11 protein-coding genes are annotated in these 14,276 nt (G+C 34.6%); 5 read left to right on the plus strand and 6 right to left on the minus strand.

Going from position 1 to position 14,276, the window contains the following annotated elements; all coding sequences use genetic code 11:
- Window positions 1–8: 8 nt before the first annotated feature.
- Genes ACOMC3_RS02240 through ACOMC3_RS02255 form a run of 4 tightly spaced genes read right to left on the minus strand, consistent with a single transcriptional unit; the run spans window position 9 to window position 6,341 of the window.
- Window positions 9–2,171, minus strand: coding sequence for a ComEC/Rec2 family competence protein (locus ACOMC3_RS02240; protein WP_420317898.1), 2,163 nt, complete (start codon window positions 2,169–2,171; stop codon window positions 9–11).
- 16 nt (window positions 2,172–2,187) lie between these two features.
- Window positions 2,188–5,091 carry an efflux RND transporter permease subunit gene (locus ACOMC3_RS02245; RefSeq protein ID WP_420317899.1) on the minus strand — a complete coding sequence of 968 codons (2,904 nt, stop codon included), beginning with the start codon at window positions 5,089–5,091 and terminating at the stop codon, window positions 2,188–2,190.
- 33 nt (window positions 5,092–5,124) lie between these two features.
- Window positions 5,125–6,174 (minus strand): efflux RND transporter periplasmic adaptor subunit, encoded by a 1,050-nt coding sequence (locus ACOMC3_RS02250; RefSeq protein ID WP_420317900.1) that lies wholly within the window; start codon window positions 6,172–6,174, stop codon window positions 5,125–5,127.
- Window positions 6,171–6,341, minus strand: a complete 171-nt coding sequence (locus ACOMC3_RS02255) for a hypothetical protein (protein ID WP_420317901.1) — start codon at window positions 6,339–6,341, stop codon at window positions 6,171–6,173. The genes ACOMC3_RS02250 and ACOMC3_RS02255 overlap by 4 nt, the downstream gene beginning before the upstream one ends.
- A gap of 410 nt (window positions 6,342–6,751) precedes the next feature.
- Here ACOMC3_RS02255 and ACOMC3_RS02260 point away from each other — a divergent pair, with 410 nt between their 5' ends.
- From ACOMC3_RS02260 to ACOMC3_RS02280, 5 genes are all read left to right on the plus strand, one after another.
- The gene (locus ACOMC3_RS02260; protein ID WP_420317902.1) at window positions 6,752–7,039 is read left to right on the plus strand and encodes a hypothetical protein; all 288 of its coding nucleotides are present in this window, start codon (window positions 6,752–6,754) and stop codon (window positions 7,037–7,039) included.
- Between the two features lie 216 nt (window positions 7,040–7,255).
- Complete coding sequence (locus tag ACOMC3_RS02265; RefSeq protein ID WP_420317903.1) at window positions 7,256–8,437, plus strand: hypothetical protein; 1,182 nt, start codon at window positions 7,256–7,258, stop codon at window positions 8,435–8,437.
- Window positions 8,437–8,853, plus strand: a complete 417-nt coding sequence (locus ACOMC3_RS02270) for a hypothetical protein (protein ID WP_420317904.1) — start codon at window positions 8,437–8,439, stop codon at window positions 8,851–8,853. Before ACOMC3_RS02265 ends, ACOMC3_RS02270 begins: the two co-directional genes overlap by 1 nt.
- A 419-nt stretch (window positions 8,854–9,272) precedes the next feature.
- Window positions 9,273–9,815 (plus strand): TlpA family protein disulfide reductase, encoded by a 543-nt coding sequence (locus ACOMC3_RS02275; RefSeq protein WP_420317905.1) that lies wholly within the window; start codon window positions 9,273–9,275, stop codon window positions 9,813–9,815.
- A 59-nt stretch (window positions 9,816–9,874) separates the two neighbouring features.
- Window positions 9,875–12,928, plus strand: coding sequence for an efflux RND transporter permease subunit (locus ACOMC3_RS02280; RefSeq protein ID WP_420317906.1), 3,054 nt, complete (start codon window positions 9,875–9,877; stop codon window positions 12,926–12,928).
- Here ACOMC3_RS02280 and ACOMC3_RS02285 read toward each other — a convergent pair.
- On the minus strand, window positions 12,897–13,322 hold the full coding sequence (locus ACOMC3_RS02285) for a GNAT family N-acetyltransferase (RefSeq protein WP_420317907.1): 426 nt from the start codon (window positions 13,320–13,322) through the stop codon (window positions 12,897–12,899). The genes ACOMC3_RS02280 and ACOMC3_RS02285 overlap by 32 nt on opposite strands.
- A complete protein-coding gene (locus tag ACOMC3_RS02290; protein ID WP_420317908.1) occupies window positions 13,303–14,265 on the minus strand; it encodes a PhoH family protein in 963 nt (320 codons plus the stop codon). The genes ACOMC3_RS02285 and ACOMC3_RS02290 overlap by 20 nt, the downstream gene beginning before the upstream one ends.
- Window positions 14,266–14,276: the final 11 nt, after the last annotated feature.

Raw genomic sequence — 14,276 nt, forward strand, 5'->3', positions numbered from 1 at the left:
TCCCGATGCTAGTCGGGATTGGTGGTGAACAGAGCGGGCAGGAGTGTCCGCTCTTTTTTTATGCCTATTGGAATACGTAAAGCCCCATCCTCCTTTAGGCTATGAATTCGCAACCCAAGCGCTTCTGCCTGAGATTTAATCTTTTTAGAATAATAACCTGAATTACGATTCCCAATAATCACCATCTCAAAATCAAAAGAATCTGAAAGCCAATTTAGACTTTTAACAGATTGATTTTCAATGATGATAAGGTCTGATTCCATTTTTTTTGTAAAATCCAAATGAAAAGTAGTAGAGTCGAATATTAGGATTCTTTTATTAGCAATTACGCCAGTTCTAATTGCATCATTTTTTATAAATGCAGAATCTGTATTAATCAGTGTTTCCTCAATAGGTCTAAGGTGAGAGGCTAATCTGTGTGGATCAATTTGAAAAGAAAGTAATTCAAGGTCATCATTGGTCTCAAGGTCAATGTAAAGTTCTGATGAATGACCATTGATATAATCAATGGCCGTCTTATCGCTGATTTCATAAAACAATAGCTCATGTCTTTTTGCTTGAGATCCATGTGATATGTTAATGGAAAAAATAAATAGCAGGCCAAGGAAACTTGAAATAACTAAGGTTTTGAATGACCTATAATGAAGCCCAGCAAAAAGTGTAATTACAATGAGATAGGTAAGGATCAACCCGTGTTTATCCAAGTATATCCATTCAATGAGACTATTTGGTAAAACATGTACATAGCTTATAATTTCATTTATAAACCAAATAAATGATTCAAGACCTTGTCCGATTAATTCTCCTACAATTGGAAAAATAGGGTCGATTATAATCATACCAATCCCTCCAATTAGCATTAAAAATGATGAAGGGATTACTATAAGATTTGATGCCAGGAAGTAGGTAGGAAATTGATGGAAGTAATAAGCAGCAAGAGGAAAAGTTGCAAGTTGAGCGGCAATTGATACACAAGTAATGGCCCAGGCCTTATCGAGTAGCCATGATTTGAAATTTAAAAGTTGATAAAATTTTGGCTGTAAGTAAACGATTCCTATTACTGCTGCAAACGATAATTGAAATCCGACTGAGTATATTAAATACGGATTTATGAGAAGCAACACAAATGCAGCAAATCCCAGGGTGTTGTAAATATTACCCTCACGAGTGGCAATTTGACCTAGTGAAATGAACGAAAACATTGTTGCTGCCCGAAGTACAGAAGGACTAAGACCAGCCATACATGCATACAGCCATATAGTAATGACACTAATGAATGCGAATCCATATTTTCCTGATCTGCCAATATTTCTCAGCCTACCGAATAGCAGTTGTATCAGCAGAAAGATAATACCAACGTGAAGTCCTGAAACTGCAAGAACATGCATTGCTCCTGCGGATGAATAGGCCTTCTTTATGTCGTTATCGAGATGATCTTTAATTCCGATGAGTAATGCCTTTGCAATTCCTCTTTCTCTTTTAGCCTTAATGTTTTTGTCAATTATGGAAGCAGAGCTGGCTCTCAACCGAAAAGCCCAACTTAAGAAAATGTTTGGAGTACCATGAGAAACGATTTTTACGTCCTGCTCTTTAACAAATGAATGAGCATAAATATTCTGCTGTTCAAGGTATTTTCTGTAGTTAAATTCATTTGGGTTGTCTGGACCTGGGACTGGATAAAATCGGCCATGGACTGCAAGTTTATCTCCATATCTGATCGGTTGATTTAATGAATCCTTTCTTATATAAATATGAATTGTCCCAGTAATTGGGACGTAATTTTTTTCATCATTTACGATTGCTTCAAGTTCCAGATCATATCTAAAATGATTGGTCCGTTCATTTTTAGGGCTTATTACAGTTCCAATAAAACCGCTGTTATCTTGGCTATTATTTAAGTAATGATTTTCATTGTGATCGTGATATTTGTATTTGGTTACAGTACCTCCAATGATGAATATTAAAAAGAGCGCAAGAATGCCATTGAGATGTCTGAATTGATAAAAGCTAAATTTTTCAGAGATTAAAACGAATAAACTGAGTGTGATAAATCCTGCCAGCAATACATATCCATCATTAACCCAAATCGCAGGAAAAGCATCGAAACAAACAATGCCGAGAATTAGTACGAGTGAAAAACGAATGAAAGGGTAGGAGTTCCAGAAATACATTTAAGAACAGGTCTTATCAACTATACTTTTTATAGATCATTGGTAAAAGATAAATCGATGACCATGTACCCACGACCAATCCTCCAATCACAACAGATGCAAGAGGTTTTTGTAATTCTGAAGCAATTTCATTCGATAGTAAAACAGGAATCAAGGCTAATATTGTTGATAAGCTTGTCATGAGTATCGGCTTGAATCTTTCATTTTTAGCCTTTCTAATTGCCTCGATCTTACTAAGGCCAGCTTTTATATTTCTGTTAATTGCATCAATTTTTAAAATGCTATCATTGACTATGATGCCCAACATCACAATCATTCCAATAATTGACATGATATTGATCGTTGCGTTTGCAATGTATAAAGCAATCATACCACCGAGCATTGCTAATGGCGCAATGGAGAAAATGATAATGGGTTGTTTAAAAGATTCAAATTGAGCGACAAGTATTAGATATAGTAGTATCAAACTAAGAATGCCGGCGAATGCTAGGTTTCTGTTGTTTTTGGAATTTTCAACTAAACTTCCAGTTATATCATAAATCCAACCATGCGACCTTGAAACATGTTTCCCGAAAGATTGAGCGTCGGGCATGTTATCTGTAACATAAGAGATAAATGGCCCACTGAGGTCAGCTTTTATAGACCTTAACTCAACGGTATCCTTTACATCATAAAAACTAGAAAGGTCATAAAATCCACTGTCAACCTTAATAAATAATGTAGAAGAATTGGAGCCAATTATAATAGGAATGCTTTGATCAGGATTCTTTAGTGTAGTCACTTGACTTTCATCTGTTAGAGTTTTTAGATTTTCGGTGAGATTATCGTAGGATAAAGACGAATTTCTAATCCTCTCATCATCAAAGATTATTTTGTATGTATTATTAAAGTCTACTTGAAGCCTTCCGGACAAAAACGTTGAATCTATTTCGCTAATATCTTCTCTATTAAAAAAGCTTTCATCAACCTTTCTAATGCGAGCCTCAGCATCGGGTATGTCTGAATAGAAAATCATTTCAAAAGGATTTATTGCTTTTCCAACTGATATAGTAGCATCAGGATATTGGAGAATAGCTTCTTGATAGAGATTCTTTTTGATCTGATAAATGTTGCTGTTTGATTGGATGTAGTAATTCACCTCATCAAAAAAATTGATTTCGTTTTGAGAGATGCCAGAAATACCAAAATCTAAGGATATAAAGGAATCCGGTATTTCGGGTAAAAGCGAGGTAGCCCTCGAGACATTTTCCTGAAGTGAAATAGGTTCATTCCAAACTATTTTCAGATTAAAATTTGATGTGCTGTATTCCGGTAAATTATCCATCTTTAGTTGAGATAATGAGAAAACCCCAAGCAAAATGAAAATAACTAGTATTGGTATTATCCTTTTCAGAGACGAATTATGAGTGACCTCTCTAATCTTGGTTATCCATTTTACATCCCTCACATCTTTATTAATCCATAGATTATAATAGGTCGGAATTAGTATAAATGTTAAAACAATGGATACTCCTAAAATGATTATCAATGCGAATGCCTGTTCTTTAAATAATGCACTCGCTATTCCTCCAATAGCAATTAGTGGGATAAACACACAAATCGTAGTTAATGTGGAGCTTAATAATGCAGGAAAAATGCTAATAGCACTTTGAATACAAGCATCTTTTACACTCAATCCACTCGATCTATTTTGATTGATTTCCTCTATTAAAATGATCACATTATCCACTAAGAGTCCTATACCTAAAATGAAACCACTAAGGGTTATGATGTTTAGCGTCAGACCAATGGTCCAAAGTACACCAATGGAGATTAGTATTGATGAAGGAATAATAATACCCAGGATAAGAGGAATACGTCTATTATGGGTAGAAATAAAGAAGACTAAAAAAGCAAAAAATGCAGCAAGTCCGGAGGTGATGTATAATTGATTGATATTGTCCTTTAAAAGATTAACCTGATTCTGCGATGTACTAAAATCAACGGTTTGAAAATCTTGATCGAACCGATTTAGTGTTGATTGAATTTCTTTTTCAAGCATGAATAAATCAGCATCCGGTTGATGATAAATGGCAATTACGATCCCTTTTTTACCATTATAAATGTGCTGGTTTAAAGGGTTGAGATATGAGTCTTCAATTTTAAATAATTTACCCAGAGCTATTTGCTGATCACTATTTCCAGCTTTTACTTTAAGATTTTTCAGTGAATGAACATCCTTAATAAGGTTTTCAATTTGTATGAGATATTCATAATTACCATCTCGAATGAGCACCTGATTCAAGGGTAGATTAGCCTGATTAATAAGTGTCCCAATTTCATTAATGCTCAAACCTGCTGCAATGATCCTATTATAGATTGGGGTCAATTTTATAGATTTTGTAACATTTCCGCTGGTCTCCACTTTAGCTATTCCAGGGATTTGTTCTAGGCGTTTAGTTATTTCAAACTTTACAAGTTGTGATAGCTCTCCAATTGATTGAATGTTCGAAGAAATATGTAAGCGCATGATAGGAATATCAGTAGGCTTATTTTTTTTTACTATTGGACGATCCAGATCTTTTGGCAAAACTGAAATAAGTCGATCAATTTTTTCATTCACCTCTATCAACGAGAGATCCATATTGGTTCCGTATTCATAGGTAAGTTCTATTTTGCCAAATCCTTGAGTAGCTTGACTCTCAATATTCTTTAAGCCATAAGCACCAGTTACTCCTTGGCGAATAGGTGATAAAATCACACGTTCTAAGAGTTCAGGAGAGAAGCCACTCTTCCTTACTTCGATAGATATTTCAGGAGGATCTACATTAGGGAGTAAACTAACAGGAATTTTAAACCATCCATATATGCCGATGGATAATACGGACAGAAATATGGCTGTGACTGCAATCGGTCGGTTTATGAGGTATCTTACAATCATTCGGCTTATTTCCTGGAATATTAGGAGGCAGAGTTACATCCCTTTCATCACTGGACTATCATGTGCTAGTTGCAGATTATTAGAAATAATAATTTCCATGTCCTGCTCTATTCCATCCAAAATTTGAACTTTTTCACCATTATCCTTCCCGAGAGTAACATAATTCCACTTTGCAAGTCCATTATCGATATTGAAAACGACATGCCGCTCTGATCGTTTTACAACAGCCTGTAGAGGAATGACGACAGTAGGTTGATCTGTTACATTGACTTCAACCCTTGCAGAAAGTCCTGGGATAATATTTTCAGCTTGCGATATGTTTATGATCACTTGTGCCAAACCCTTACTGTCCACAGAAGGATTAACCTCTGCAATAGATCCTGAAAGTTCTAGCTCTGATGATGCTAAAGGGAAAATTTTAGCTTGCATTCCCTTTTTCATTTTCAGCACATCGTATTCAAGAACATCACATACAACTTCAAAAGAAGAAGGATCATAAATGGAACCTATCAATTGATTAACAGACACATAGTCACCGGGTTGAATTTTTATCCCTTCAACAATTCCAGTTAGTGGCGCTTTTATAATGGTTTGCTGATAAGCTAGTTCGGCTTGCTTTAGATTCACTTTTGCAGCCAATACACCTGTATTTAGCTGAACATTTTCCTTTACTCGTGACCATTTCTCTTTATAGTATAAGCTATCGCCTAAAGCAAGCATTTCATTTTCGTAGTTTACTAGAGCTTTTTTCAAGGCTACTATTGCATTTTCTTTTTGAATTAACTCACTGGCATTTCTAAGTTTTGCGATAGTCTGTCCCTTTCTTACATATTCTCCATTATTTACATGTATAGACTCAAGAATGCCAGATCGTTCAAAAATGAGATTGCTCCTGGTTGCACTTCTTATCTTACCAATATTCTTAACTGGGTATGTGAGTTTTTCAAACCGGCTGATGTAAGACACGACTTCAATAGTATCTGCAGAAACAAGAGCAGATGGATTTAATTGTTGTCCTTCTTTTTGAGGTGTGGAACAACTAAGTATCAAAGCATAGAAAGTGAGTAAATGAGTAGCTTTCATTGATGATAATCAAAGAGTTCGTATATTTTCTGATACTCTGAAGGTCTCAAATATCTGCCCTTAGGGATTTCAATGTTTTCTTTTTGAAGGTACCTTCTGAGGGTACTGATGCTTATTGATAATTCGTCTGCAATTTCTTTTCTGGTTCTTAAAATTCCGTTTTGCATTGTTTTAAGTGGTGTTATAGTGAGTATTTTTCTTTAAAAAGTTTAAATGGGTAGACTTTAAGATTAATCTTGATTTAAAACGTATTTAGTTAATTCTTATTACTGACCACTAGCAAACATAAGAAGGATCAATTATATAATAAAATGTAATTTTTTAAATAAATAGATTTTATTTCTGATAGGTTTATATGAATCATTTTTGAGTAATTCAATTCAATTCTATTCAAAATTATTCAATTCTATTTTCTCATTTGATAAAAAACGGGATGTGACCTATGTTGGTCAAAACAAAATTTGAAAGATCATGAAGAAAAAGATTATTCTAGCTAGCATGTTTGCCAGTTTTGCGCTTGCAATTACAATTGCGACGGCCAGTCCAAATCCGGACAATTACAGGTATAAAAGTACAAATGAAGACGGTACTATACACTGTGGCTGTATGGAGACCGGCACAAAATGTAGATGTAGGTTTGAGCTCAAAAAAATATATTGATACTATGAATAAGTTTAATAGTTATATCAAAAAAGTACTTGGGGGTCTTGCAGTTGTTTTACTATATCTTACTATGATACCAGCGGATGCATCTATTCCCAAGAAGAAATATTTGAGAATTGGTGAGGATGGGATATATGATTGTTATTGTAATGAAGATGGTCACAAATGCACTTGTGGAATGCAAATTCAAGAAGTGAGATAACAGAGTCATAAGCCTTACTATTTAGTAAGGCTTATGTATAACTAAGGTATTTTTCCTTTTTATTTTCATATTACTCCAAAACAATCTAACTCTTGCCGTTGTATAGAAAATCTATTTAAAACAATTATGGTCACAACGGATATTTATCCAAAATGAATTTGTATCATGATTATTTGATTAAAGATTGGTTTCTACATGATGTTTATTTGAATTGAAATGAAAAACATAATAATAATTTTACTCTCACTTCTTAGTGCATGTAGTCCCTCTAAAAAAGATTCCTCAAACCAAATTGACACTTCTTTAGAAAGATTGTCCATATTAAATGGAAAATATGAAATAGAGATTTATGATACTTTGAAAATCAATTTTATTAGAAGAGGATTGAAGTTATATGATTATAGTCTGCATAATAGGACATTACTTTTTTCTTCTCAGAATCAGCCAGATACAGTAATTGAAGTTAATTTTTTTGGAGAAATAGTGAATAGGTTTAGTTTCACAGGTAATACTGAGGATCAAATAGGAAATTCTCAATTCAATATTGCATACCTCAATGATTCAGCAATATTCGTAACAGGGACTAGAGGTGTTTTCTTTTTCAATAGAAAAAATGAACCAATAAGAAAAATAATAGATCAGACAGCAGTAAGTGGATACGGTGGATATCAGGATAAAAAAATTCGATTCATAAATACCGATGATAAGAATCTAGCATTATTCAATCTTAAAGCAACAATTGATGGAAATTTTTCAGGATTTAGTTCTTCTTTTTTTGAGGACTATACTGCAATTACCGTTTACGATTTGCAAAATGAGAATTTTGAAATGGGGTTTAAAATTCCTGAGAATTCTACCTTTTTAAGAAATCAAGAACATTATGGTGAGATTCAAACTTTATTTGATACCGATTCCAATCATAATATTTATGTTTTACACAGCCCAGACAAAATAGTATTCAAGTATGATGAAAATAAGAAACCCTTGAAAAGCCTCTTATTATCTCATCAGAATTATAAACTTCCTATTAAATATAGACTTGGTAGGGAGTCTGATTTTGAAGATGGATATCAGGTAGTGAATAGTTGGTATCGTCAGTTCTTTGTCAAGAATGATTCATTAATTACGGTTTATAGAAATGGATTACCAGAAGATGAGTTCAAAGCGATGAAATCGAATTCTCAGATGCCAAAGTTGTTTCAAGATTACATGAAGTATTATATGAATATAATAACTAATGATAGCTTAATTACCGAGGATATTCAATTACCATTTCCATCTGTTGGTGTTGCAGCATATATATCGGCAAATAGAATACTATTATACACAAATGCTGCAGTGACAGAAACTCAGAATTCAACAATTCTCTTTTGGGCTAGATTAAAAAGTTTAGATTAATGAAATTTAAGATTTTAATTCTAACAGTTTTTGTATTTTTTGTTGCATGTGATAATGAAGTCAAGGCACCAAGGTTGGAGTCTTTTTTGGAATCTGAAAACTTATTTGTTTCAGGACACAAAATATTAATTTTTTCAGCTACAGATTGTTCAAATTGTATAATCAATAAAATGAAAAATCATTTTGCTTCTTATGATTACATTGCAGCAATTATTGTAAATAATCCATACATGGCAAACGATGCTGTGAATGAGGAACTTTTAGATCTCATCAACCTTAATTCAAATTCACTAATTAGATCAAATAATATTGACATTTTGGATGAATTGGCAGAAATAACTGAAAACCCCAAAAGTCCCTATTTAATCCAGATTGATAATAGTAGTATGAAGATCAAGGCCCTTTTTGAAGATTAATATTTTATGAGATTTATACGGTTCTAACGGTATAAGAAAATAAGTACTTGAAGATTAAAAACAGTTTTAAGCAATTGATACAAAAAAATATATTTCAAACAATAAATAATTTTAGAATTGAAAAAAATTGTAATTACATTGACTTTAGGGGCCATTTCCTACATTTCATTCTTGCCTTCTTTTGGATCACCTAATCAATGGGGTAGAGTGGTAATTAATGAAGACGGAACAAGGAGTTGTTTTTGTGATGAAAGAGGCAATTTATGCAAATGTAGTAGTGGATTTGATAATTTACGATAGTCCAATCTGAGTAAACCTAATTGCATGCATTTTTAATGTTTCTGTCACCTCTTACAACGAATCAAAGCCAGTTCAACTATAAATTTTATCAACACACTCTAGGATTACTTTTGAAACCAATGAAAATAATCTTCTATATATCTTTTATTTGGGTGCCTTTCTCTGCGACTTATTCACAAACTTCTAATTCTTATTTCGAAAATGAAGATAATTATTATGAAGTGCTTAAAAGAACTTATTATGAAGAAGGTTTTCCTAATATCAAGTTTTTGGATGTGGGTGGAAATAGATTTGATTTGAAGTCACTAAAGGGGAAGCCGATCTTGATCAACTATTGGGCTTTTGGCTGTACACCATGCTTTAAAGAAATGCCAGATCTTTCCAAACTTGTTGAAAAGTATGGAGATGATGTAAAATTTCTTTCCGTTATCGCACCTGGAAATCCAAATATTCTCAGTGAAAGCTTACAGAAAAAATTGAAGGGGTTGAATTTCCAATACACTCATGTTGCAACCAATAGGACATTTTCTGAGTATGGATTTTTGGATGTCTATCCTTTACATATCGTAATTGATAAGAAGGGAAACTTGGTTGATTTGTTTACAGGGGTAAATAATGAATTGCTGGAAAAATATATTAAATCACTACTGTCAAGCAATTGAATTCTTAAGGCACTATCAATAGCTTTTTTCTTATAACGAGTTCGACTTAATTTAGCTATGTGACACCTTTTCGAATTTCTCTAGTATTTCTTGTAATCACTCTGGCAGGGATAGCCTCTGCTTTTCTTCTGGAAGTAGATTTTACGCCACCTAATTCCAGTAATTCATTCATAATCAGTTTTTCATCTGATGCCAACGATCCACCACTCGTCACAGAACAGAAGATCACATCGATTTTAGAAGGAGCGCTTAGTTCTATAGAAGGTTTAAAAGAAATAAAATCTGTATCACGTTTTGGTGGTGGTTATATCACTGTTACATTCGAAGAGGATGGACTCCAGGAAAAGCGCTTGGAGATTCTTACTGCAATTCGGCAGGTAAGAGACAAACTGCCTGAAAATATATCATTTCCTTCCATTTCTCTTGGAAGATCTGAAGATAAGGAAGAACCACTTCTGATCTATTCTATTTCTTCCAGCCTTCCCATGGATCAAATAGTAGAACTGACCAAGAATCTTATTATACCTAAAATAGGCCTTAATCCGGGGATTAAAACTCTTGAATTGTCGACGGACAGTCAGCCTGTAATCGTAATATCCTATGATTTGGATCAACTTAATGCGATTGGAATCAATCCACCTCTTCTCTTAAAAAGGATTTCTGAGCAATATAAAAATGAGCAACTTGGCGTGATGACTAAAAATAGTCAAACTAAGGCCCTATTTATCAATTCTACTCCTTCTGATCTGTCAGATTTATTAAGCATCTCCATATCTAAAGATATAGACTTAGGCGATGTTGCTGTTGCCCAAATAGAGAACCAACGAGCTACTTTTATTTCAAGATTAAATGGCAAAAACGCAATTCAATTAAGTCTGTTCGTTCAGGAACATGAGAACAAGCCAGCACTCGCCAAATCTCTTCGTGAATCCATAGTACATCTAACAGCAAGTCTTCCAGAGAATTTAGGCATAAAGCTTTCATACGATGATACGGATTTTATTACTCGTGAATTACAAAAAATTTCAAAGCGAGCAATTTTATCCATTCTCATTCTTTCAGCATTGGTCTTTCTGGTATACCGAAAAATGAATCAGTTGGTAGTTTTAATAGGTTCTGTTCTAGTCTCCTTGGGTATTTCTGCATTGATTATGTATCTGATGAATGTACCTATTCACCTATATACCATAGCAGGGCTCACCATATCTTTTGGACTTGTCATCGACAATTCAATTATGGTCATTGATCATTTGAAAAGAAGAAAAAATTTAAAAGTGATAGCTGCCCTACTTGTCGCAACATTAACCACCATTTCTGCCATATTAGTAATATTTATTCTTCCCAAAGATGAGCGGGTTGGCATGGATGATTTTGCTATTGCTATCTCAATTGCTCTATGTGCTTCGGTAATTGTATCTCTAATTTTTACACCAGCTTTTTCTAAGGCAGTTGGCCGAAACGAACAAATGCAATCCAAATCAATTTCGAGTTTAAAAAAACTCATTCGGGTTCAGCGGTCGTATTATAATTTCATTATAACATTATCAAAATACAAAAAAGTAATCATTGTCCTTTTAATCTTGACCTTTGGACTGCCCGTTTATCTGGTCCCAAAGAGTATCGAAGGTTTTGATCTGTATAATAGAACCATCGGCTCAGATCTCTATCAGGAAAACATTCGGCCGGTTTCAGATAAAATTCTGGGAGGGATGCTTCGATCGTTCTACCTCAATGTATTTGAAAGTTCCGGATACCGAACTCCCGAAAAAACACGACTATATGTGTCTGCATCAATGGATCAAGGGCATACCATTGAACAGATGGATAGGATAATTAATAAGGTAGAAGACTATTTAAGCCAGGTTGCAGGCCTGGAGAGTTTTAAATCCTCCATTTTTTCAGGTCAATATGCGCAGGTAGTAATTGAGTTTAACAAAGATTCAGAATCCGGCTCTCTGCCTTATGTTTTGAAAAACAGATTAATTCAAAGATCGCTTGATTGGGGAGGTGTTGACTGGAGTATTTATGGTGTAGGTAGGGGATTTAGTAATGCTTCTGGTGAATCAATTCCATCATTTAGAATAAAGCTAAAGGGCTACAATTATTCAGATTTAGAAGTTCTTGCAGAGGACATTGCTCAAAAACTTATATCTCATCCTCGCATCAAGGAGGTAAATACAAATGATCGTTTCTCATGGCGAGATGAATCGGCTGATCAATATGTATTATCTCCTAAGAATGAAATGACCTTGGATAATTATTTGACGAGTTTAAATCAGATTTCAAATGCTTCAATGAGTTACCTACCTCAATCAAATGTGACAATAAATAATACTCAATTACCAATTTTGTTAAGAGATAAACGATCACAAGATTTCAGCATCTATAGACTAATGAATGAAGGCAGTTCTGATCTCTTAAGGACCAATGCCATCCTTACAAGTGAAGTGAAATCAGGTGCGCTGTATAGGGAAAACAGACAATATATACGTGTTGTTTCTTTCGAATATTACGGTAGCTATAGATTTGGCAATCAGTATCTGAAAGAAGTTATAGAAAATCACGTTTTCCCAGTAGGCTATTCATATGAAAAGTTAGAATATGATTGGTCTTCCAATAAAACGAAAAGACAGTATGCACTTATTATACTCATCTTACTGCTTGTTTACGTGATTTGTACTGTGACATTTGAAAACCTTAAACTTCCATTTTATATCATACTAGTAATACCCCTCTCTTTCATTGGTATTTTCATGACCTTTTCCTGGGGTGGCTTTTACTTTGATCAGGGCGGATATGCTGCATTTGTACTACTTGCAGGAATTGTAGTAAATGCAACAATTTTTATTCTCAATGAAAGTAGAAATTATCATTCAAAGAATGTTAATAGAAATCTTATCAAAGCATGTTCACGAAAATTTGTCCCGATCATGCTTACCATTATTTCTACTTGCCTCGGGCTGGTTCCGTTTCTGATAGACGGTCAGCAAGAAGTATTTTGGTTTTCATTTGCTATTGGAGTAATTGGTGGGTTGTTGTTTTCCATTGCATTGGTTTTTGTGATTTTTCCTACATTATTAACTAAAGCTCCCGCCACATCAGATAGTGCATAATCCCACACTCATCAAACTGATCGCCTTTCGTTTGGAAACCAAACTTTAGATACAGTGGCACAGCTGGTAGCTGGGCATGCATGTAGAGATAGGTTCCTTTTGGTGTATTTTCTGAAATGTGATCAAGTACAGCCTTGACAATTGCGGTCCCCAGTCCTTTTCCTCGCATGGAATGCTTGGCTGTAAATCTTTCGAGCTTAATGCCTTTATCTGTATATCTCCACCTCGCAGAACCAATGGGGTTATCATTTTCATCAAGTGCTACGAAGTGAAAGGATTCATCCTCATATTTATCAAATTCTTCTTCAGGAGCAACTTCCTGCTCCACAACAAATACCTCTTCCCTAATTTCAAACGATTTCCTTTTTAGCTCTTCATTTATCGCTAGGACCACCCTGTAAGTCATATTTATTATATGCTTTTATGATTGCTTTAACTAGTTTATGTCTTACCACATCTCGGTCATCTAATGTGACAAATCCTATTCCACCCACATTTTTAAGGACTTTCATGGTTTCAATCAGGCCAGATGTTTGTTTTTTAGGTAGATCAATTTGTGATTGATCCCCAGTAATGATCACTTTGGACTGAGGACCCATTCGTGTCAAAAACATCTTGATTTGCATGGGAGTTGTATTTTGTGCCTCATCAAGAAGTACATACGCATCATTTAATGTCCGACCTCTCATGTAGGCTAACGGAGCTATTTCAACTACTCCATTTTCCTGGTAGTATCTGAGTTTTTCCGCAGGGATCATATCTCTCAATGCATCATAGATTGGACGCAGATATGGATCAATTTTTTCCTTTAAATCACCTGGAAGAAACCCGAGGTTTTCACCCGCTTCTACTGCCGGTCGGGTTATGATGATTTTTTTGACTTCTTTATTTTTTAGCGCTCTTACCGCAAGGGCAACAGATATATATGTTTTCCCAGTTCCCGCTGGACCAATGGCAAAAACAAGATCGTTTTTCTCTACGGCAGCAACTAATTTTTTTTGATTGACCGTTTTTGGGGCAATTCTAAATCCACTAGTGCCATGAACTAGAACTGCGGAATTTTTATCCGCTTCAATGGTGTTTTCTTCATTGTCAACAAAATCTTTTACGTTCTCTGTAGTCACTTTACCATACTCGTGGTAGTGTGCGAGCAGTGAGTTTAGTATCTCATTGATTTTTAGAATTTGTGGTGCAGAGCCCTTGATTCTAATCTCATTTCCTCTGCTTACAATTTTGCTATCAGGAAATGCCGTAGCAATGGTTTTGATGTTCTGATTTTCAACCCCCAGAAAGTCGACCAGGGAGACATTTTCAAGTGTAATTATTTTTTCCAGCAATCGATATTTCA

This window comes from Ekhidna sp., assembly GCF_965212185.1.
Lineage (GTDB): Bacteria > Bacteroidota > Bacteroidia > Cytophagales > Cyclobacteriaceae > Ekhidna.

Coding starts and splice junctions, on each gene's coding strand:
- ACOMC3_RS02255 (WP_420317901.1), bottom strand. CDS start 6,341: ATGCAAAACGGAATTTTAAGAACCAGAAAAGAAATTGCAGACGAATTA.
- ACOMC3_RS02250 (WP_420317900.1), bottom strand. CDS start 6,174: ATGAAAGCTACTCATTTACTCACTTTCTATGCTTTGATACTTAGTTGT.
- ACOMC3_RS02265 (WP_420317903.1), top strand. CDS start 7,256: ATGAAAAACATAATAATAATTTTACTCTCACTTCTTAGTGCATGTAGT.
- ACOMC3_RS02245 (WP_420317899.1), bottom strand. CDS start 5,091: ATGATTGTAAGATACCTCATAAACCGACCGATTGCAGTCACAGCCATA.
- ACOMC3_RS02240 (WP_420317898.1), bottom strand. CDS start 2,171: ATGTATTTCTGGAACTCCTACCCTTTCATTCGTTTTTCACTCGTACTA.
- ACOMC3_RS02275 (WP_420317905.1), top strand. CDS start 9,273: ATGAAAATAATCTTCTATATATCTTTTATTTGGGTGCCTTTCTCTGCG.
- ACOMC3_RS02270 (WP_420317904.1), top strand. CDS start 8,437: ATGAAATTTAAGATTTTAATTCTAACAGTTTTTGTATTTTTTGTTGCA.
- ACOMC3_RS02260 (WP_420317902.1), top strand. CDS start 6,752: ATGAAGACGGTACTATACACTGTGGCTGTATGGAGACCGGCACAAAAT.